The 21342-nt window shown below is 67.0% G+C and carries 16 protein-coding genes and 1 tRNA gene; 3 read left to right on the forward strand and 14 right to left on the reverse strand.

What is annotated here, in order from left to right; all coding sequences use genetic code 11:
- Positions 1-90 (forward strand): hypothetical protein (locus tag OQ968_RS06680; protein WP_324676636.1); only part of this gene is annotated, 90 nt, incomplete at its 5' end.
- 85 nt (positions 91-175) lie between these two features.
- On the opposite strand, the gene OQ968_RS06685 is transcribed toward OQ968_RS06680, so the two are convergent.
- The 5 genes from OQ968_RS06685 to OQ968_RS06705 form a co-directional block, all read right to left on the reverse strand.
- A complete protein-coding gene (locus OQ968_RS06685) occupies positions 176-2206 on the reverse strand; it encodes a cytochrome c oxidase assembly protein (RefSeq protein WP_420715852.1) in 2031 nt (676 codons plus the stop codon).
- 28 nt (positions 2207-2234) lie between these two features.
- Complete coding sequence (locus OQ968_RS06690) at positions 2235-4607, reverse strand: glycerol-3-phosphate 1-O-acyltransferase (RefSeq protein ID WP_324675977.1); 2373 nt, start codon at positions 4605-4607, stop codon at positions 2235-2237.
- On the reverse strand, positions 4604-6340 hold the full coding sequence (locus tag OQ968_RS06695; protein ID WP_324675979.1) for an HAD-IB family hydrolase/lysophospholipid acyltransferase family protein: 1737 nt from the start codon (positions 6338-6340) through the stop codon (positions 4604-4606). The genes OQ968_RS06690 and OQ968_RS06695 overlap by 4 nt, the downstream gene beginning before the upstream one ends.
- On the reverse strand, positions 6337-7809 hold the full coding sequence (locus OQ968_RS06700) for a wax ester/triacylglycerol synthase family O-acyltransferase (protein WP_324675981.1): 1473 nt from the start codon (positions 7807-7809) through the stop codon (positions 6337-6339). Before OQ968_RS06700 ends, OQ968_RS06695 begins: the two co-directional genes overlap by 4 nt.
- Positions 7810-7939: 130 nt before the next feature.
- The gene (locus tag OQ968_RS06705; RefSeq protein WP_324675983.1) at positions 7940-9187 is read right to left on the reverse strand and encodes an alpha/beta hydrolase; all 1248 of its coding nucleotides are present in this window, start codon (positions 9185-9187) and stop codon (positions 7940-7942) included.
- A gap of 185 nt (positions 9188-9372) precedes the next feature.
- On the opposite strand from OQ968_RS06705, the gene OQ968_RS06710 reads away from it, so the two are divergent.
- Positions 9373-9446: transfer RNA gene (locus OQ968_RS06710), tRNA-Arg, on the forward strand.
- Between the two features lie 46 nt (positions 9447-9492).
- Here the strand turns inward: OQ968_RS06710 and OQ968_RS06715 are convergent.
- The 3 genes from OQ968_RS06715 to OQ968_RS06725 are packed head-to-tail and all read right to left on the reverse strand — an operon-like array spanning position 9493 to position 10930.
- The gene (locus OQ968_RS06715; protein ID WP_324675985.1) at positions 9493-10380 is read right to left on the reverse strand and encodes an alpha/beta hydrolase; all 888 of its coding nucleotides are present in this window, start codon (positions 10378-10380) and stop codon (positions 9493-9495) included.
- 53 nt (positions 10381-10433) lie between these two features.
- Positions 10434-10565, reverse strand: coding sequence for a hypothetical protein (locus tag OQ968_RS06720; RefSeq protein ID WP_324675987.1), 132 nt, complete (start codon positions 10563-10565; stop codon positions 10434-10436).
- Positions 10544-10930, reverse strand: coding sequence for a DUF1330 domain-containing protein (locus tag OQ968_RS06725; RefSeq protein WP_324675989.1), 387 nt, complete (start codon positions 10928-10930; stop codon positions 10544-10546). The genes OQ968_RS06720 and OQ968_RS06725 overlap by 22 nt, the downstream gene beginning before the upstream one ends.
- 164 nt (positions 10931-11094) lie before the next feature.
- On the opposite strand from OQ968_RS06725, the gene OQ968_RS06730 reads away from it, so the two are divergent.
- A complete protein-coding gene (locus OQ968_RS06730) occupies positions 11095-12135 on the forward strand; it encodes an AraC family transcriptional regulator (RefSeq protein WP_324675991.1) in 1041 nt (346 codons plus the stop codon).
- On the opposite strand, the gene OQ968_RS06735 is transcribed toward OQ968_RS06730, so the two are convergent.
- The 6 genes from OQ968_RS06735 to OQ968_RS06760 all read right to left on the reverse strand — a co-directional run bounded on the left by OQ968_RS06735 (position 12114) and on the right by OQ968_RS06760 (position 21038).
- Positions 12114-13559, reverse strand: coding sequence for an SRPBCC family protein (locus OQ968_RS06735; protein WP_324675993.1), 1446 nt, complete (start codon positions 13557-13559; stop codon positions 12114-12116). The genes OQ968_RS06730 and OQ968_RS06735 overlap by 22 nt on opposite strands.
- Positions 13560-13588: 29 nt before the next feature.
- Complete coding sequence (locus OQ968_RS06740; RefSeq protein WP_324675995.1) at positions 13589-14938, reverse strand: wax ester/triacylglycerol synthase family O-acyltransferase; 1350 nt, start codon at positions 14936-14938, stop codon at positions 13589-13591.
- Between the two features lie 31 nt (positions 14939-14969).
- The gene (locus OQ968_RS06745; protein WP_324675997.1) at positions 14970-16466 is read right to left on the reverse strand and encodes an NAD(P)/FAD-dependent oxidoreductase; all 1497 of its coding nucleotides are present in this window, start codon (positions 16464-16466) and stop codon (positions 14970-14972) included.
- A gap of 215 nt (positions 16467-16681) precedes the next feature.
- Positions 16682-18190, reverse strand: coding sequence for a long-chain fatty acid--CoA ligase (locus OQ968_RS06750; protein WP_324675999.1), 1509 nt, complete (start codon positions 18188-18190; stop codon positions 16682-16684).
- Positions 18187-19629 (reverse strand): wax ester/triacylglycerol synthase family O-acyltransferase, encoded by a 1443-nt coding sequence (locus tag OQ968_RS06755; protein WP_324676001.1) that lies wholly within the window; start codon positions 19627-19629, stop codon positions 18187-18189. Before OQ968_RS06755 ends, OQ968_RS06750 begins: the two co-directional genes overlap by 4 nt.
- Positions 19626-21038, reverse strand: a complete 1413-nt coding sequence (locus OQ968_RS06760) for a wax ester/triacylglycerol synthase family O-acyltransferase (protein WP_324676640.1) — start codon at positions 21036-21038, stop codon at positions 19626-19628. The genes OQ968_RS06755 and OQ968_RS06760 overlap by 4 nt, the downstream gene beginning before the upstream one ends.
- Positions 21039-21342 lie beyond the last annotated feature (304 nt).

The raw sequence follows: 21342 nt of genomic DNA on the forward strand, positions 1-21342 counted from the left end.
GTGCCACCATGCCCCGGGCCCCTCGGCGAACGCGCCGACTGGTGGTGGTACGACCCCTTCCAACCCCAACCACCACCACCCACCAACTAAGCCCAAACAGGCTGGGGCATCCAGAAATTCGTTCGGACCACAAGACTCGTATATCGCGTCACTGATCGCGGACTGATCGTCCGGTCTATGACCCACGCGGGCCGGGCGTTTCGCGCCGCGACAGTTCGGCCAGCATCGCGTTGTAGGCGGTCAGCTCCGCGTCGTCATCGCGATCGGCGGCCCGGTCCAGCCGCCGCGCCGTGCGCGCATCGCTGCGCGCCCACTGCACGAGCAGCGCGATCATGACGATCACCAGCGGCATTTCCCCTGCCGCCCAAGCGATTCCGCCGCCCAGTCGCTGGTCCCCCAGCAAATCGGTGTGCCAGGGCAGACCCAGCGACCGGTAGTAGGCGGCCCCGAGGACGGTCCGGGTGCCCATCAGCTCCACCCCGAAGAACGCATGCAACGGCAGCGAGGCGAACACCACGCCCACCTTGGCCAGCGGCGGGATCGGCCGCGGCGTCGGGTCCACCCCGATCACCACCCAGTAGAACAGGTAGCCGCTGAGTAGAAAGTGCAGATTCATGGCCATGTGGCCGGCGTGGCTGCTCACCGTGGTGTCGAAAAGGTTCGAGAAATACAGCCCGTAGAAGCCCGCGACGAACAGCACCGTGGCGACCACCGGGTTGGTCAGCAGCCGCGACAACCGGCTGTGCAGCGCGGCCAATATCCACTCCCGCATCCCCGGCGGATCACCCCGGCCGGCGGCGGGCAGCGCCCGTAACGCCAGGCTGACCGGGGCGCCGAGCACCAGCAGGATCGGCACCAGCATCGACAGGCCCATGTGGGCGACCATGTGCATGCTGAACATCGCCGGCATGTAGCGGCCCACCCCCGACGACGTCACGAACAGCAAGGCCAGGCAGCCGAGCAGCCAGGCCACGATCCGACCCGGCGGCCAGCGGTCGCCGCGGCGGCGCAGCCGCACCACGGCCGCCACGTACAGGCCGGCCAGGACGAGCGCGGCCGTGCCGAAGATCAGGTCGAAGCGCCAGTCGAACAGGATGCGGGCCAGGGTGGGCGGCCCCTCGAGGTTGTAGCCGATCTCGGCCTCGGGAATCGACGGCAACCGCAGCGGCGGTGGCGGCGGCGGGGTGCGGCCCAGCCCGACGGCTACACCGAACGTCAGGCCGAAAACGACGGCCTCGGTCAGCGCCAGCCGAACCAACGCACCGCGCGCGACAGTGGGAGGACTCGAATCCGCTTGCAGCGCAGCGACTCCGGTGCGTCGCTGGCGCCAGCCGACGACACCCAGCACGCACAGCGCGACGAACTTGGCCACCACCAGCCGCCCGTAACCGGTGCTCAGCAGGTCGGCGGGTGTCACCCGGACCAGGGCGTTGACCAAACCGCTGAGCGCCATCGCCACCCAGCACCACAGCGCGATCGCCGAGAAGCGCCGCGCCGCCAGCCCGACTTGCTCACCGCCGCGCAGCACGTGGGTCAGCAGGGCCAGCAGGCCACCGGCCCACAGGGTGGCGGCGACGAGGTGGATCAGCAGGCTGTTGGTGGCCAGGTCGTGGGCGCCGCCCGCCGACGAGTGGCCGGTCAGGCCGAGTGGAATCAGCGTCACCAGCGACCCCGCGAGCAGCGGCGGCGTCCACGACCAGCGCAGCACCGACAGGCTGGCCAGGGTCACCGTCGCGGCCAACAACGCCGTCCAGCGCCACGCCGACGCGGTGTAGATCAGGTCGGCCAGCCTCCAGAGCGTCACCGGGTTGAGATGGTCGACCAGCGGGCGCCCGGACACGTCGGAAATGGTCAGCGGGACCAGCAGGGCCGCGCACACCGCCCACACCCCCGACGCCACGGTGCCCAGCCGAAGCGCGCGATATCCGCCGGCGTCCAGCACCCCGCTGGCCTGCGGGGGCACCAGAAACGCGGCGAAAAGGAAGCATCCGACGGCCAGCGCCGCCGCGATCTCACCGGCCGCCCGGACGAACGGCAGCCCCATCGTGGTTGCCGGGCCCGGATTGGGCAAACCGGTGAGGGTCAACGCGTCGGCCAGTGACAGCGCGCCGATCCCGGCGGCCGTGCAGCCCGCCAGCCCCGCGACGCCGATCAACAGCGGCCACACCAGCGCGGCCGGCTTGCCGGCGGGCCTGGCAACCATCATGTACCCAGGGTATGGGCGGGGTCATCCACTACGGAGTTTGGCTGTCCGGACGGCTGTGCCGGGCCCGTTCGCGGGCGACGAATTGAGCGCGCGCGATGTTCCCGACGTGGTCGGAATCGCGGATGATGTCTCGCAATTCCCGCCGGAACGCTATCCGTCTCTCGGCCAGGTCGGCGGCGGGTGCGATCAGATCCTGGTCGGCGACGACCTGGTACGCGGTGGCGAACAGCAGCGTCGACACCGACTCACTGCTGCGGACCCGGGTCTGCGCCACGTATTGCCGCCCGACGCCGAGCGCCAACTCGGTCAGGTCCTTTTGAGCGATATCCGCCGGCGCATCGCACAGCACGTCGGCGACGATCGCATACGCTTCGAAGAACACCCGCAACATTGCTTCCGACATCAACGGGCGCTTGACGAACAACATGGCGTCGATGTCGTCTCCCCCGACGCCCGGGTGGGCTTCCCAATCGTCGTGCCACGCCATCTCTTCGGCGATGTTGTCGCGAAACGTCGCCGAGTCGGCAAAGTAGAAATCGAATTTCAGCAGATCGCGCAGCCGCATCGCCTGGGTCCAGAAGGCCTCCATCCGGTCGCCTTGAGCGCCCTCGACGTGCCTGGCGTGCGCCAACGCGAGCTCCACGATGGAGGTCTCCAGGAAGGCGTGGATCACCGAGTTGCGGTAGAACGCCGCGGTGTGTTGCTCCTCGGGCGCGATGAGCCACACCGGCTCCCGGCCACTGTCGACCCGGGTGATCGGGTGGCCGCTGGACAGGGCGTCGACCGCCGCGCGCACCCCGTCGCGCGAGCGCAGCCGCAACGCGCTCGTGGACATCGGGTTTCGCTTGCGCTCGAGATAGTCCAGCGAATCCTGCAAGGTGTGGTGCAGCTGGTCGAGCGTCAACGCCGCGCCCCGGGTGGTCAGCAGCAACGCGCACACCAAACCCGTCGCCGTCACCGGCGTTGCCTGCAAGATCCGCCACGCCACTTCGAACGACATCTTCTGCAGGGCAAGGCGTTTGGCGTCCGGGTCCTGGGCCAGCGGTCGGTGTGGAGGACCGAGGTACTCGCGCATCGAGACCGCCTCGGGAAAGCGCACGTAGATCTTGCCGTAGTTGCGTTCGCCCTGCGCCCGGATGAAGTTGTACAGCCACAGGATGCCCTCGGGTGTTTTCTCGCCGCCGCGCGCGTAGGCGGCGTACTCGGCGGTCTCGTGCAGTTGGTCGAAGCTGATCGACACCGGCTGCAGCAGGATGTCTTCGCTGCGGCCGTCCAGGTAGGCGTCGGCCACATAGGACATCAGACCGAGCTTGGGCGGCAGCATCTTTCCGGTGCGTGACCTCGTTCCCTCGATCGACCAGCTCAGGTTGAACCGCTTCTCGACGATGTAGCCGACGAATTCGCGCAAGACGTACTTGTAGAGCGCGTTGTCGCCGATGTTGCGGCGGATGAAGATGACGCCGGAGCGCCGCAGCAGCGGTCCCATCAGCCCGAACGACAGGTTGATACCGGCGAATACGTGCACCGGCGGCAGCCGGTTCTCCTGCATCGCCACCGGCACCACCGCGCCGTCGATGTAGGACCGGTGCGAGAAGAGAAGTACCGCCGGATGCGCTTCGAGCCCCGCACGCATCGCCGCGACCTGATACTCGTCGTAGTCGAGGTCCGGGTCGAACCCGCGGCTGAGCGCCCTACCGAGGACACCGACCAGGTCGACGGACACCCTGCTCCACCCGGTGGCGAGTTCGTCGAGCATCTTCCCGGCCTCTTCGACGGTGGCGCCCGGGATCTTTTCCAGCCCGGCGCGAAACCGCGTGGACGCCACGATTTCCGGCTTGACCAGCCGCGGAGACTTGTAGTGCGGTCCGAGGATCCGGTACTCGGCGCGCTCCATCGCCAGGATGGCGCGGCGCCTGACGAAATGCGCGAAGTCGCGCTTGTCCTCCCCGACGGTGGTGTCGCGCCACTGCTGGCGCAGTTCGGACACCTTGGCGGGTTCGCCGGCCACCACCCGCGCCCGGTGGGGAGCATCGCGCACGATGTGTCGTTGCTGACGTTCGTTGGGGTGGTAGGGATCTCGGCCCGGGAACAGCCCGGCGAGCTTGGCTATTCTGCCGCGTTCCGCCGGCGGCAGCCAGAACACCCGCACCGGCACCACCAACCGGTCGTCCGCGGATTCGGGGTCGGACTCGAGCTGCTCGGCGAGCGCGGTCAGCGCCCCCGGCGGCGCATCGCGCGACGGCAACTTCAATATGTCGAACCTGGTCTCGGGATGCCGGGCCCGCTGCTTGCCCAGCCAATCCATGACCAGCTCCCGTTCGATGCTGGTGCGCATGGACGCCAGTACCAGCGAGTCCTGCGCGGTCAGCACCGCGCTGGCATCTGCGGCCGGTTGTGTCACGGCCGCCCTCTGGGACGCGAAGGCTGTTGCACCTGACCGTCTTTGAGAGCGACGTTGGACGCATTCGGATCCGCCTTGGCCTGCTTTGCCTTGGTTGCCTTCTTCGCGGTGGTTTTCTTCGCGGGAGTCTTCTTCGCGGTGGTTTTCTTCGCCGCGGCCTTGCGCGCGGCGGCCTTGGCCGCAGGCTTGGCCCTGGCCCTCTTCGCCGCCTTCTGCTCGGCGTACAGACCGACCTCGGGCAGCTCGTCGACGGGCCAGTTGGCCAGTGTGTCCAGATACAGCTGGCGCACCTCGGCGATGCGCTCCGGCAACGTGTCCAGCGTCCAGTCGTCGACCGGGATCGGCGGGAACACCGCGACGTCGACCGTGCCGGGGTTGATCGTCGAAGAGTTTCGAGCCGCCACGATCTCGGCATTGCGAATCACGATGGGAACGATCGGAATTCCCACCGCCATCGCGATGCGGAACGCGCCCTTCTTGAACGGTCCCACCTCCGTCGTGTCGACCCGGGTGCCTTCCGGAGCGATGACGATCGACAGCCCTTTTCTGGCGAGTTCTTCGATCTGGTGCAGTGACTCCACGGCGGCCACCGGGTCGTCGCGGTCGATGAACGCGGCGTCCATCGCCTTGCCGATCGTGCCCATGATCGGGTCCTTGGCCAGTTCCTTCTTGCCCACCGCGGTCCAGTTGTCCCGCACCAGCGCGCCGGTGATGATCGGGTCAACTTGGTTGCGGTGGTTGAAGATAAAGACGGCGGGGCGCTGCGCGGTCAGGTTTTCCTTGCCGATGACGTTCAAATGCACGCCACTGATCGCCAACGACAGTTGGGAGAAAGTGGAAGTGAAGAAGTTCACCCCGCGGCGCCGACTGCCCGTCAGCACACCGATTCCCAACGCACCGGCGGCGACCGGGAACATCGAGCCCAGGCCGGCGAGTGTGCGCACCTGTCGGCGCAGGCCCACGCGACCCCGGCTCTCGAATTTGAGGATCGGCCAGCCGCGGCGCTTGGCGACGGCGGCCATCTTGCCCTCGGGGTTGGTCGGGCGCGGGTTGCCGACCAGGTACATCAGGGCGACGTCCTCGTCACCGTCGGCGTAGAAGTAGCTGTCCTTGAGGTCGATGTCGTGCTCGGCGGCAAACCGTTGCACCGCAGCGGCTTTGCCCGGCCCCCACAGGATCGGCTTCACCACCCCGCCGGTGAGCAACCCGTCTTCGTTGGTCTCGAACTTGTTGGTGAGCATGTTGGTGATCCCGAGGAAGCGGGCCACCGGATTGACCTGGATGGTCAACGCCGACGAGCTGAGCACCACGGTGTGGCCGCGGGCCACGTGGGCCCGCACCAGCTCGCGCATCTCCGGGTAGATCCGCGACTCGATCCGCTGGACGAAGAGCCGCTCGCCGATCTCCTCCAGATCGTCGATCAGCCGCCCGGCCAGCGCCGAGGCGGCCTTGCCGATGAGGTCTTCGAACTCGATTCGCCCGAGCGTGTGGCTCAGGCCCGCCTGGACCATGCTGAGCAGCTCACCGACGCCCATGTCGCGCCGGCGCAGGCGCTCCTGGGTGAGGATGACGGCGGTGAAGCCGGCGACCAACGTGCCGTCGAGGTCGAAAAACGCGCCGATCTTGGGGCCCGGGGGGCTGGCCATGATCTCGGCCACCGAGCCGGGCAACCGCATGTCCCCCGCGGCCTTGGGCTTGGCGCCCTCGGCTTTCCGCTCGTCGGCGGCGCTCATGAGCCCGACAGCGATCGCGACGCCGAGGCGGCCGGCTCGGCGAACGACGCCGGGACCGCGCGCGGCGGCGGGTCGCCGGCCAGCGCCAGGATCTCGTCGAAGCCGTCGAGCAGGCACCGGGCGAACAGCGCCTCGTTGCGCACCGACGCCCTGTCGTAGCGCACGGTGATGGTGCACCAGCCGCCGCGGGAAATCAGCACCACCATCATCGCCACCCCGGGCAGCGGGCCGATCCCGTACTGCCGCAATATCTTTGCACCGGCGATGTAGGTGTCTCCGGGGTAGACCGGAACGTTGCTGGCCTGCACGTCGGATCCGATGACCGAGCCGGTGATCGCCTCCAGGACCGCGGTCGGCAGGACGCTCAGCACCGGCGCGATGGAGCCGACGATGTTCATCGCCGGCTCCTCGCGGCGCTGGGTCATCTGCGCGCGGATCTTCCTCATCCGGGCGACCGGATCGGCGGTGCCCAACGGTGCCGCCAGGTTGACGCCGGTGAACCGGTTGCCGCCCGCGGTGTCCGCGTCGGCCCGCAGGTTCACCGGCACCGCCATCGGCAGCGTGCTGATCGGGACGCCGAGCGCCTCGTGGTAGCGGCGCAGGGCGCCGGACAGGCTGGCGAGGTAGGCGTCGTTGATCGATCCGCCGCCGGCCTTCGCGGCCTTGTGCAGATCGGAGAGCGGGATGTCGATCGCTTCGGTGCGGGTGGCCAGGCTGCGCCGGCGCAGCAGCGGCGACGGCTCGGCGGCCCGGTTGATCACCCGCATGCCCGACGTGGCGTAGCGCACGATCCCCGACACCGTGGACACCGGGTCCAAGACCGCGCGTCCGGTCACCGATACGGCCCCGGACAGCGCGCCCAAGGCGCCGTTGACGATGGCGAAGGGAAGATGGTTGATACCCTGCCGCATCAGGTCGTTGGGCGACAGGTCCTGCGGAATGGGTTGCGGGGCAGTCGGTCTGGGCGGTGGGTCGCGCTCGAGGTCATAGATTTGCGCGAACATCTCGACGCCGCCGACGCCGTCGGTGACGGCGTGGCTGACGTGCAGCAGCGTCGCGGCCTTGCCGTCGGCCAGACCCTCGACCAGGGTCGCGGTCCACAGCGGCCGCGATATGTCCATCGGCGACTGCAGGATGACCTCGGCCAGATCGAACACCTCGCGCAGGGTCCCGGGTTCCGACACCCGTACCCGGCGCACGTGGAAGTCGAGATTGAAGTCCGGATCGACCACCCAGCGCGGCGCCGCCGTCGGCAGCGTCGGCACCACCACCTTCTGCCGCAGCCGCAACACCCGTCGGGAGGCGTTTTCGAACCGGGTCCGGAACCGCTCCCAGTCCGGCGTGGTGTCGAGGAGCTCCAGCGCCATGATCCCCGACCGGGTCCGGGGGTTCGCCTCACCCCGGTGCATCAGATAGTCGACCGGTCCGAGTTCGTCGGACAATCCCGCGGCCTCGACGGGCTCAGTCATGATCGTTAACTCGACGCGTCAGCCTTGTCACCGCCGATCAAGCCTCCTGCCTCGGACTTGCCAACCCAGTTGCCAACACAACGCTAGTCGGCTCGACGCGCTGGTGAAAGGCGCGATGAGGCTCGCGGGATCAGCTGGCCGACGTCGCCGGCAGCGACAACGAATCCAGCAGCGAGCCGGCGCGCCGCGCGTAGACGACACCCAAGAAGTCGGAGACGGCGTCGGCGGCCAGCCGCGATCGAACCGTCGGGGTGATGTCGAACGCGTGGTGCGCATTGGTGAGCTCGGCGTAGGCCACCGTCGGCGCCCCGGCCGCACGCAGGGCCGCGCAGAATTCCCGGGCCTGCCCGCAGGGAACCAGTTCGTCCTTCTCCCCGTGCAGGACGAAGAACGGGGGCGCCTGGGCGTGCGCGTAGGAAATCGGCGATGCCGCCCGGAACCGCTCGGGGTCTTCGGCGTAGCGAGCGCGCATCACGAACTGCTCGAGGAACGGCATCATCAGCGCGTGCATGTTCTCGACATCGGTGAAGTCGTAGACGCCGTAGTAGGGGGCCACCGCCTGCACCGTCGTGTCGGCGTTTTCGAACCCGGGCTGAAACGCCGGGTCGTTGGGGGTGAGCGCGGCCAGCGAGGCCAGGTGTGCGCCCGCGGAACCGCCGGTGATCGCGATGAAACCCGGGTCGCCGCCGTAATCGGCGATGTTTTCCCGGACCCACGCGATGGCCCGCTTCACGTCGATGATGTGCGCCGGAAATGTGCTGCGCGGGCTCCTGCTGTAGTCGATCGAGACGCAGATCCAGCCGAGTTCGACCATCCGGCTCATCAGCGTGTACGCCTGCCCGCGTTTGCCGTTGACGGCCCACGCCCCGCCGGGAACCTGTATCAGCACCGGCGCGCGGCGCCCGGGCGCCAGGTCGTGTCGCCGCCAGATGTCCAGCAGGTTGTCGCGACCACCGGGACCATAGGAGATGTCGGAGGTGTGCCTCGCGTACTTGCGGTGCGGCCCCGGCATGCGCAACAGCCCGTCGCGCGGCGCGCATTCAGACGGTTTGCAGGTCGGATGGCAAACCAGCTCGCGGAAGTCCGGCCCGAAGGACTCCTCGAGCGCGGCGGTGAGGGTTTGGTCCGCGCGCTGCGCGGCCCAGGTGGTGCCGACGCGCCCGATGGAGGGGCGCGATACCCGGGACAGGGCGTGTCCGGTCACGACGTGCGGCGGGAACTCGGCGGACAGCCAGCCCGCGAACCAGGTGAGCGCGAACGGCGAACCGCGCAGCAACAGCGTGCCGGCGCGATACGTATCCCTGGCATCGGCCGCCAGGCGCAGTGCTTGGGCACCGGCCCACGAGAATCGCGAGGTCACGTTCATGGCCACGCTCATAGCAACGCCACCCCTCGACGGTAGGCACACGCCTCGTTGCGGTTAACGGCTGTTTACCAACCGATGTTGTGCGTGTGTCGAGGGTCACACCATAACCGATAACCTCGGCGCCGGAACACTTTTCGTCCGCGTGGCGGGCGGGGAACCAAATCGGCGGCCCGGTTGGATAGACTGACCTGCATATTGCCTCCGTAGCTCAGGTGGATAGAGCAAGGGCCTTCTAATCCCTAGGTCGCACGTTCGAGTCGTGCCGGGGGCACATCGGTTCGTTTAGATAGCCGGGCTAAGCAAATGTCGCCGGGTAGCTATTGGCTGCGGAGAAATGTGCGGAGCCGGTCCAGCAGGACGTCGGGGCGCTGTTCGGCAAACCAGTGACCCACCCCGTCAATCAGTTCGACGTCGAAATCTTCAATCCGGTCGGCATAGCCGCGCAACAGCGTCGGGGTGAGCACCGGGTCGGCGGTGCCGTGCAACCAGCGCACGGGAACCCGCACGCGGGCGTCGTCGTATTCGCCGCGCAGCCAGGACAGGAATTCGCGGGCCAGGAGGGTGCGATACCAGCGGGACCCCGCGAGCGCGTGCCCGGGCTCGCGCATCCGTTGCGCATAGACCCCGAAATCCCCGGTGGGAATCGAGAACCCGCCGCCGACCCATGAGTTCAGCACGCCGAGGAACCGGTCCTTGCGGTCGGCGATGATCCGCGGGCCGATGACCGGCAGGGCGAGCGGGATCTGGTACCAAAACCGCCACAGGTGTCGCAGCAGCGCCAGGTCGCGCCTCAGCCAGGGCGCGACGGTGTTGACCCCGAAGAACCCGGCCGCCTTACCCGGGTGGCGCAGCATCGCGATGAACGCGACCGGGCCGCCCCAGTCGTGGGCCACCAGGGTCACCGGCTTCACCTGAAGCTGGTCGAGAACGCCCGCGAGGTCGTCGGCCATGTCGGTCTTGCGGTAGCGGTCGGGCGGGGCAGAACTCCAGCCCGCGCCGCGCAGGTCGGGGCACAGGACCCGGTAACCGTCGGCGGCCAGCGGGTCGATGACGTGGCGCCACTCCCACCAGTTCTGCGGGAAGCCGTGCACGAGCATCACCGGCGGTCCGTCGACGGGTCCAGCGTCGGCCACGTGGATGGTGACACCGCGGCCCAGGTCGACGAACCGGTGCTGCACGTTGGTCAGGGCGGGCAAAGAACTCATGTCGTGGTCTCCTGGGTTTAGACGGATGCCGCGACGCTCGTCGTCGCCCCGCGTCAAGGCATCGGCGACGGCCCGGCGCCCGGCGGAACGGGGACGGCCGGCGCGATCGCCGGTCCCATCAGGTGCCCGAGCACCAGCGCGGCCGGGAACAGGAACAGGACGATCAGTCCTCGACGACGGACCATGTGGAAGTCGCGATCAGATCCCCGCGATCGAGCGCCGCGGCCCGGTGTTCGTGCACCTTGGCGTACTCCTCGGTCGTCACCATCCCGAGAAACGCCGCCGGCGTGGGGTATTCGACGACGATGATCGCGTCCCACCACGGCCGCTCGCCGTCACCGATAATCACCGCCGGTGCGGTACCCGAGTAACGGATGGTTGCCCCGACCCGCTCCAGGTGCGGCGTGACCTCCCGCGCGTATTGCAGGTAGCGCTCCACCCCACCCGACTCCTTGAACTTCAGCAGGTTGACCATCAGCACCGGCGCGTCGGCCGGGCGTGTGGCGAGCGACGCGACCTGTGCGTGGGTGGCTTCCACCGCAGTACTCATGTGAGACTCCTTGTCGGACTTGCCTTCTGAGCGGTTCGCTGGAACGGCTCTCACACAAGATCCCGTCGGAGGACTCTGCCTTTAAGCCGCTGATAGCACCCTGCGCCACAAAGCGAGGCCAGGTCTTGACAGCTCAGGACAATTTCTTGACAATTCAGGACAACATGTCAGTGGTGCGCGGCACGGCGCTGGCGAACTACATCAGCCTGGTCACCGAATTGGGCGGTGATCCGGTGGCCTTGCTGCGCGCGGCGGGCGTTCGGCCGCAGGATGTGGGCAAGTACGACGTCTTCATCCCGTTCCGCGCCGGCCTGCAAGCGATCGAGTCGGCCGCCGAGGCCACCGCGACAGCCGATTTCGGGCGTCGACTGGCCGACTGCCAGGGCATCGAGATCCTGGGCCCGGTCGGGGTGGCGGCCCGCACCGCCGCCACCGTGGGCGACGCCTTCACGATCTTTGGCACATTCATGGCCGCATACAGCCCCGTAATCGCCATCGACGTCGAGCCGCTGGCCGACCAGGAGCGGACGTTCGTGGCGTATGCGCTCCTCTTGGAGGACACGCCACCATGCCCCCAGGTCATAGAACTATCGCTGGGCGTCATGCTGCGGGTGCTTCGGTTCCTGCTCGGTTCGGATTATGCGCCGCTGTCGGTGCACCTGCCGCACGACCCGCTGACCCCTAAGCGCGACTATGTCCGCTATTTCGGTTGCACCCCGCACTTCGCTTCGCGGACAGCGGGTTTCACCATACGGTCCGCCGACCTGCGTCGCCCACTGCAGCGCGACGATGTCGCCCATCAGGCCCTGGTCGAGTACCTGGGCAGCATCACGCCACGCGACGTCGGCATCGTGCAGTCGGTGCGCACCATCGTTCGCCAGTTGCTGCCGACCGGCGCGGCCACCCTCGAAGTTGTCGCCGGCCAATTGAACCTGCACCCGAAAGCCTTGCAGCGCAAGCTCGCCGACGAGGGCACCTCCTTCTTCGAGTTGGTCGACAAGGTTCGCGCGGACGCCGCCGAACGCTACCTGCGCAGCACGCACATGAGCCTGTCGCACCTGGCACGCGAACTCGGGTATTCCGAACAAAGCGTGCTCACACGGTCATGCAAACGATGGTTCGGCAGCGGGCCGGCCGCTTACCGCAAGCACGCCCGCCAGCAGGGCGGCCGTGCAGGGGTTGCTCAACGTTCGGCAAGCCGGTAATCGGTTGCCCGCGCTTCGATGTAAGGCTTGAGGCTCGTGTGCAGGATGCGATCCAGCACCCGAGAGAACCCCGCCGCCAGCGGGCGACCGGTGCCCGGCAGCCTGGACCGGAATCGGATCGTCCAGGTGAGTTCGGTTCGCCCGGCGCGGGGTTCGAGCCGGATCTCGCCCTGGTGGCACACGAACGGCGATCCCTCGATGATCCGGTACCGGTACACGCGCGGCGCCTCGTAGTGAACGACCTGCTCGACGAACGATCCGGTCGGGCCGGTCAACATCCGCTCGGAGCCGCGTCCGTCAGCCTCGGGAGCCCCATCGGCGATGCGCCGCACCGTTTTGAATGGAGTCCAGTCCGCCATTCCCTCGTGATCGGAGATCACCGCCCAGACTTTGTCGGCCGGGGCGTCGATGGTGACGGAACGCCGGGCTTGCGACGTGTCGGTGTCGGGACGCCTGTCGAGCGGCTTCGGCCGGAAGCCGAAGAACCTGTCGGCGGCCGGGGCCATCCAGAGCAGTTCGATCGAGAACTGTTGCGGGTCGTTGACGTACGCCACGCCGGCACCCGGTAGGTGAACCGGCGGGCAATTCGGTGTGGCGCCGGCATCTTCGGCTCGTTGCACCAACTGCGCGTGCTGAGCCTTGGTGCGCACGCCGAAGGCGACGTTGAGAATGCCTTGGTCGGAGATCCGGTAGTCGTGCGGGCGGGGACGGCCTTGTGGGCTCAGGTACTCGACGAGCTCGACGAGCACGTCGCCGGCCTCGAACACCCGGCTGCGGGTCTGCGCTCCGGGCAGCCCCCAGCTGGTCTCGTGCTCGGGGCTGCGCAACGGCGCGTTGCTTGGCTTTAGCCCGAGCCCCCGGGCAAACGTCGCCTCGGCCTGAGCCAGGTCGGCAACCGACAGCGTCACCGAGCGCACTGCGGCGAGACGACCGGCCTTGAGCGACGGCCGACCGTCGGGCGCCAGCGGGTCGTCCTCCATGATCTCGACGAAGACGCCGTCGGGGTTGCGCACGCAGGCCCGCCGTGCGCCCGGTGCACCCACCGGGGCCGTCATCGGCGGCGAACCGAGCCGTTCCAGGGCGGCGAGCGCGGCGTCGAAGTCGGCCACGCACACGCCGATTCGGCTGTAGCCGATGTCGTGGGGCCTGGCGTCGGCGGGCATCAGCCGAGCGACCGGTCGCTCGAACTGGAACAGCTCCAGCTGGAACCAGTCGTTGGATCCGACCAGCCACCAACACGTTGACGCGGCGCGCGGCAGGCCCTGCACACGCGCGGCCAGCGGGCTGCGCATCAGCTGGCGGGAGCCGCCGGCCGGGACGAAGCCGAGACCCTCGCGAAACCAGCGCTCGGTGACGCGCAGATCGACCACCGAAAAGGCGACCTGGCACAGCGGGGGTACGAAACCATTGACGTTGCGGTTCATCTCGTCTCCTTGTGTTGCGTTGGGTTGCGTCACAGGCCGACCGCGGATTCCAGTTCCTTCAGCGCTGTTTCGAGATGGCCGAGCAGACGCTGCAGGTGCGGCACGCTGCGCCGGCACCCGACGAGCCCGAAGTCAAGGCTGTCGGCGCTGCTGGTCAGCGTGATGTTCAGCGCCTGCCCGTTCGCGGCGATCGACATCGGATAGTTGGCCTGCAGTTGCGCACCGTTGGCATACAGCGGCTTTCGCGCACCGGGCACGTTCGAGATGCACACGTTGAACGGCGGCGGCATCTGCGAGACGCCCGGCAGTCCGCCGAGCACGACCGGCGAGAGCAGCAACATCCCCAATGCCATCGCTTGCGGCCTGGGCAGCTGCATCAGGACCGCCTTGTTGTTACGCATCGATGCGCTGATCATCTCGAGGCGCCGCGCCGGGTCGTCGACGTGAGTCGCCAGGTTGGCCAGCACCGCGGAGACCATGTTGCCGCCGCGAGCATCCTCGGCCGTGCGAAGGCTGACCGGAACCATTGCCACCAACGGCTTTTCGGGCAGCGCATGCTGGTCGGTCAGATATGCCCGCAGCGCGCCGGCGCACATCGCGAGCACGACGTCGTTGACGGTCGCGCCGGACGCGTCCTTGACGTCCTTGATGCGCTGAAGCGGCCAGGACTCGGCGGCGCAGCGCCGGGCCCCGCCGACCGGGACGTTGAGCATCGTGCGCGGCACCCCGAATGGCAGGGTCAGCTGCTGTTCCAGCAGCGCGGCGCGCGCCAGGCCGAGCGTCGAGAGGCCAAGGGTGGGAACGGATCTGATGGTCCTGCCCAGCGTGCGGAGCGTCGAAGGAGACCCGGTGGGATCTTCTCCGCGACCCGGCGAGGCCCACGGTGCGCGAATCTCCGGCTCGAGGGGATCCGCACTCAGCGACTCCTGCAAGAGGTTGAGCGCCGAGACCCCGTCGACGACGGCGTGATGGATCTTTGTGTAAACCGCGAATCGTCCGTCCTGCAGGCCCTCGATGAGGTGGGTTTCCCACAGCGGCCGGTGCCGGTCGAGCATGCCAGCGTGCAGTCGCGAGGTCAGCTCGAGCAGTTCGCGCACGCGGCCGGGATGGGGTAGGGCCGAGCGCCGCACGTGGTAGTCGAGATCGACATCGCGCTCGGATGTCCAGCCGGCGCTCAGTCCACCCGGCAGGGCCACTCGCTGCTTGCGGAAGAGGGGCGCAACGTCGCGGCAGGCCATCATCGCCTCGTAGTAGTCGCGGACGAATTCGGGCCCCGCGCCCGGCGGTGGCCGAAACAGCTGCAACCCCGCTACGTGCATCGGGTGGCCGGGCGACTCGGCGAGAAACATCATCGACTCGATCGGTGACATCAGTTCCATGTCTGTGCTCCTTGCTTGACGGTGTCGCGGGTTACGCGATGAGCGCGGGTTCGCGTTCGACGGATGGGGATGTGGCGGCGGTGAAGCGCAGGTTCTCGTTCTCGACGGGGCCTTCGCGCAGCGTCTCGTGGTCGGCTCGGTAGTCCATGCAGGTGCGCCACGGGCCGCGATCGCCCTGGCGGGGGAACTGACCGACCGACCGCTGCACATAGCCGGCGGCGACGTCCAGCAGCGGCCGGGTCGCCATCTCGCCGGGGGCCTGCGGCGCGCAACTCGCATAGCCGTGCTCGTCCATGTAACCCAGGAGGCGGCAGAGGTGCTCGCACACCAGCCCGACCTTCAACGTCCACGACGAGTTGGTGTAGCCGAACATGTACGCGAAGTTGGGAACGGCGTCGAGCATGAAGCCTTTGAACGCGACCTTGTCCGGCAGGTTCACCTCGGCGCCGTCGACCGACAGCTCAATTCCGCCGAACGCCAACAGATTCAGGCCGGTGGCGGTGACGATGATGTCAGCGTCGAGCTCGCGCCCGGACGACAGCTTGATGCCTCGCTCGGTGAAGGTGTCGATGCGGTCGGTGACCACCGAGGCCCGGCCCTCACGGATGGCGGCGAACATGTCGGCGTCCGGCACGGCGCACAGCCGCTGGTCCCACGGGTTGTAAACCGGATTGAAGTGCTCGTCGACCGGATAGCCCTTCGGCAGTTGTTTGGCATTGAGGTGGCGGATCAGCCGTCGCGCCGCGCGCGGGTGCTGCTTGCAGAACCGCCACACCAGCCGCTGCTTGGTGATGTTCTTGTGCCGGGTAAGGGCGTACGCGCGCTGCCGGCCGATCAGCTTGGGCAGCGTGTTGGCGATTCGGTCCTCCGAGGGCACCGGCATGATGTAGCTCGGCGAGCGCTGCAGCATCGTCACGTGCCCGGCGGTCCGCGCCAGCTCCGGCACCAGCGTGACCGCGGTGGCGCCGCTGCCGATGATCACGACCTTCTTGCCCCGATAGTCCAGGTCCTCGGGCCAGTGCTGCGGGTGCACGACCTGTCCGCCAAACCGCTGCCGCCCCGGAAATTCCGGGGTGAACCCCTCGTCGTAGCGGTAGTAGCCGCTGGCGCAGAACAGCCACCCGCAGCTCATGTCGACGCGCTCACCTGTGTCGAGGCGCTCGACCCGAACGAGCCAGCGCACCTCGGCGGTGGACCACGCTGCGCTGATCACCTTGTGGCCGAAACGGATCGCGGGCCCGATGCCGTTCTCGGCCACGGTCTCCCGCAGGTAAGCCATGATCGCGCCCGCGCCGGCGATGGCCTTGTCGTTCTCCCACGGCTTGAACTCGTAGCTGAACGTGTGGAGGTCGGAGTCGGAGCGAATTCCCGGGTAGCGGAACAGGTCCCACGTCCCACCGATGTCGTCGCGGGCCTCCAGGATCGCGAACGTCTTGGCCGGTTGCATCGTCCTCAGGTAGTAGGCCATGCCGATCCCCGAGATGCCGGCGCCGACGATCAACACGTCGACGTGTTCGTTGGTGTCCATTGGTGGCCTCCGCATCGATTCGGCGCCCGCGAACTCTGCCGCGACGGCGGCGGTGTTTACCGCTGAACCCAGTGTCCGGCACCACCTAGCGGGCGGTCTTGACATCACGAGACAACTTTTTGACGACTGAGGACAGCGGCGGTTAGGGAGTAGCGCCGGAAGAAAGCGGTAGTCAAGCTAGCGCCGTTGCCGGCCTTGGGGGAAGGTCAGTGCAGTCACGCGTACTGTTGGCGGAGCACCCGCTTGAGAACCTTGCCCGACGGGTTGCGCGGAATTTCCTCGGCGAAGATCACCTTTTTGGGCAACTTGTAGCGCGCCAGCCGGGTGCCACAGAAGTCGACGATTTGTTGCTCACTGACCTCACTCTGGTCGGCGACGACGATGGCGCAAGCGATCTCGCCCCACTTCTCGTCGGACACGCCGATGACCGCCACCTCGCTGACGCCGGAGATACCGATGATCACATTCTCGATCTCTGCCGGGTAGATGTTCTCGCCGCCGGAGATGATCATGTCCTTCATGCGGTCCTTGATGTAGAGATAACCTTCTTTGTCGATCTCACCGATATCGCCGGTACGGAACCAGCCGTTATCGAAGGCGGCGCGGGTTGCATCCGGGCGGTTCCAATATTCCTTGAGCAGGAAGTCGGATTTGATCACCACCTCACCTTCCCCGCTTTCGGTGATCACGCCATCGTCACCGCGCACTCGAATGTCCGCGAACATGCAGGCGCGTCCGGCCGAGCCGACCTTGCGCAGGGCGTCCTCGCCGAGCAGCAGCGTGCCGCCGCCGCACGACTCGGTGAGCGAATACCCTTGGACGACTTGAATGTTCTTGGCGGCGTACATCTTGATCAGTGCCTCTGGCATGGGCGCGCCGCCGGTGATGAAGAAGCGGAAATTGGGCGCGTTGAGTTCGGCGAACTCAGGCAATTGGCGCATGAAGTTCAGGATCGCCGGCACGGCACCGCCGATGGAAACCCGTTCGTCGACGATCATCGACCACGACTTCACGGGATCGAACTGCGGCATGGAGATCAGGGTGACGCCGCGCATGGCGCAGAAGATGACCGTCGTCAGTGCCGCAACGTGGAACATGGGCAGGGGCAGGAATACGCGGTCCTGATAGCGCACATCGGCCGTCAGCGACCAGGAACTTGCCGCCGTGTGGACCGAGTCATGGGTATGCACAACGCCTTTAGGATTTCCGGTCGTGCCCGACGTATACATGATGAACAGGTTGTCCGACCCGCCACATTCGCAGGGCGGCTCGGTGGCATCTGCGGCCTCGAGGCGTTCGCCAAGGGAACCGCTGCCACCCACGACCGGTACCCAGTCAGTGATCGTGCAGGGGTAAGTGGTACCTGCCTTGATTGCTTCGGCTACCGCCGCAAAGGCTTCACCGTAGACCAGCACCTTGCTGCCGCTGTCGGACAGGATGAATTCCAGTTCGGGCGCCGCGAGGCGCGTGTTGAGGGGCACTGCGACCGCCCCGATCTTGGCGGCGCCGTAGAACAGGCCGCAGAACTCGACACAATTGGGCATCAACAGCGCGACGCGGTCGCCCTTGCCGACCCCGAGCGAGTTCAGCACGCCGGCGCATCGGTTGGCCAGCGCATTCAACTGCGTGTAGTCCATGCGCAGGCCGGCCGACGGCTCGACGTACGCCTCGAGCCGCGGAGAAACCACCGCGCGCTGCTTGAGCATGGCGCCGATGTTCTTCATGAGCTTCTCCGCGTTCGGTGCTGCTTGGTCGGCGTTTCGCCCGCACCGGCAGGAGCCGTTTCGCCGGCCTCGGCCTGCAATCGGTGGAAGGCCTGCTCGATCAGCTCGGCCAGGCGGAACGGCTCGTCGACCGCTTCCGGTGCCGCGCCGATGCCCAGGCATAGTTCCTTGTTCACGCTGGCGAAGGTGATGTTGAGCCCGGCGCCGGGCGGCAGGATCGGAAAGCCCCCGAACACCACCATCGGCGCACCGCCCAGATAAAGTTGCTCGGCCGGCCCTTTCATGTTCGATATCACCAGGTTGGCGCTCGGGGCCTTGCCGAACCCGGGCAGGGTGTCCGACATGGTCAGGCTGCCGGCCAGCAACAGCGTGTAGACCTGGCGCGACGTCGTCTGCATCCGGCGTCCCTTGTCCTTCGCATTCGTTGTCGCACGGTTGATTTGGGTCAGCCGCTCGCGCAGGCTCGCCTCGGGCGCACCCATCGGCACCAGGTCAGCGGCCACCTGGTTACCACCTCCCCCGCCCGATTCGTCGCGTACCGACATCGGCATGAAGGCGACCAAGGGCCTGTCGGTGGGTGCCTGGTGTTCGCGAAGGTAGTGATGCAGGGCGTCGTCGATGATCGTCATGCCCACATCGTTGACGGAGGTGTTGGTCGCCTTGGCCACCGCCTTCACCTCGGCCAGCGGCAGTTCTACGTTTGCGTAGGCGCGTGCCGCGGATTTCGCGGTGTTGTTGAAAAGGGTGTGCCGCGCGGTGAAGGGCAGGGGCGTCATTCGCGGTTTGAGGTTCAGCGATTGCGCGCCGAGGTCGAGCACGTCGCCACCCACCCCGAGGAGATCTCCCGGCAGCTTGCCCAGCCCCCTGAGCATGCCTTGTATTCGCGCGATTTGCGACGTGCTCGGGCGCGACCGGCGTGGTTTGTCGCCGCCCTCGAGTGCCATCCACGGAGCGGCCAGCGTCTTGTCGCGCGGTGAATCGCTTAAGAAGTTGCGCATCACGCGCAGCCCGCCCTCCCCGTCGATGATCGAATGGTGCACTTTGAGCATGACGGCTATGCGGCCATGCTCGATGCCGTCGATGATGTAGCACTCCCACAGCGGATGTCCCCGGTCGAGCAGCCCGGTGTTCAAAACCGACGCCGTCTCATAAAGCTGTTGCATGGAACCCGGCGCCGGTAGGGCGATATGCCGCACGTGATTCCGCATGTCGGGTTCGACGGTCTGCCACGCCGCGATATTCTTGCCCAACCATTTGAGCTTGTAATTGAAGGGCTTGACCGCCTGGCTGTGCCGATAGGCTTCGAACAGGCGCGGCCCGAAAGAGGACTGCTGTCCCTTCGGTTTTCGAAAGACCGTCAACGCGGTCATGTGAAGCGGCCGGTTGGGTTTCTCCAACAGCAAGAACGCCAGATCCATCGGGCTCATCCGGGTTGTCATCGAACGGCCTCCTTTGGGCTGGCAACCGCGGCAAGGGCATTCAGTTCATCGACGAAGTAGTTGAACAGCCGCCAGCCGTCTTCGAGGACCGCGCGGTCGGCCAGCATGCAGATGTTGGCTTGGCCGCAATAGCTCCACATGGTGATGTTAAGTGCGGTGCCATCGGTGATCTGGCCGGTGGAGTACCAGTTGGCGAGCTTCCACTTGTCGAGGTAGAGCGCCTCCTTCGGGCCGGGCACATTGGACAGCACCACGTTGCCAAAGAGACTGAAGCTTCCCCCTTTTCGATGTATGGCCCTGCGAAGGAGCGTGACGCCCCAGGGCGGCAGAACCTGCAGCACCGAACTGATGTCCGCGCCGGCCTCCTTGACCGCCTTGATGTGCTCCTTCATCTCCACGTTCGCCTCGTGGCTGGCCTGAAGTCGCTCGAGCGGGTCGGCAATGTCGCTACGCAGCCAGCAGAAATCTGAGGTGGCGTAGTTGCCCCAACCTTCCATACCCGCCGGCCTTTCACCGGCGAACGGGGTTGCGCCGATCAGCGGGTGGGCATCCGGGTCGTAATTCAGGTCGACGAGCAGGCGCCGCACCGCCCCCGCCACACAGTTGCTGAATACGTCGTTGATGGTGACACCGAGGCCCTTGCTCACGGTGATGAAACGCTCCAGCGGGATGCTGTCACAGACGAAGGTCCGCCCGGCACTCACGGTGACGTTGATCGGCGTTTGGCGCATCTGCCCGGCCGACGGGTGCGGCGGCAAGCCGGCCAACTTGCGCTTGCGGTCCAGCTGATATTTGTGCCACAACCCCGTGGCCACCTTGGGCAAATTGCCGATCGCGACCTCGGGCCAGTCGCGCAGGGCCCGGACCAGCCGCGCCGGCCACGACGGCAGGGGCGGCGGGTCATAGACGGGAGGATCGCCGGCCTTGACCCCCGGCTGCGGCTGATAGAACCGCTGCATCAGCCACGAAGCACCAACGCCGTCGACGTAGGCATGATGCACCAACATCACAAGAGCGACCCTGCCGTCCGCGAGCCCCTCGACCACCCACATCATCCACAACGGCCTACCGCGGTCGAGTTGATAGCAATAGATCGCCGACATGAACTCACACAAGCTCCTGTGGTCCCCCGGCGGCGGGCAGGCAACCCGGCGAACGTGATAATCCAGCTCGAAGTCGGGATCTTCCACCCAATAGGGATGATTCAAGCCAAGCGGCGAATCGAGGTACTTCCACCGCAGAACCGGCACCAAATGGATCCGCCGCGCCGACTCGGCGTAAAACCTGTCGAAAGACCAGCCCTCCGGATCGGTGGACGGATCGATGATCGCCACCTTGAACGTGTGCATATAGGACTTCGACGTCTCCAGACGCAGCATGGCCGCGTCGACACCGTTTAGTCGTTTCATGACTGCCTCGCGGTTATGTCCGGAGTGGTGTGACTTGATACAGCAAAATCCGTGGCTCCGGGGTGTAGCCAGTATGCGGCGAGTTTGGCTGGACTGCGGCGCTTTCGGCCGACCGATTCCACCAACGTGATCACCAGGCGGCCCTGGGTTTGTGCTGAGACCCATCGGGTTAACGGTGCTGCGGTGCCCGACAACACATACAACATGCGCCCTCGGCTTTCCTCTTCGATACGGCACCCGCGAACTCGGCCGCGACGGCGGCGGTGGTTTACCGCCGACCCCACTGTCCAACGCCACCCTGCCC

Origin of the sequence: Mycobacterium sp. 663a-19 (genome assembly GCF_035616495.1) — a bacterium.
GTDB lineage: Bacteria > Actinomycetota > Actinomycetes > Mycobacteriales > Mycobacteriaceae > Mycobacterium.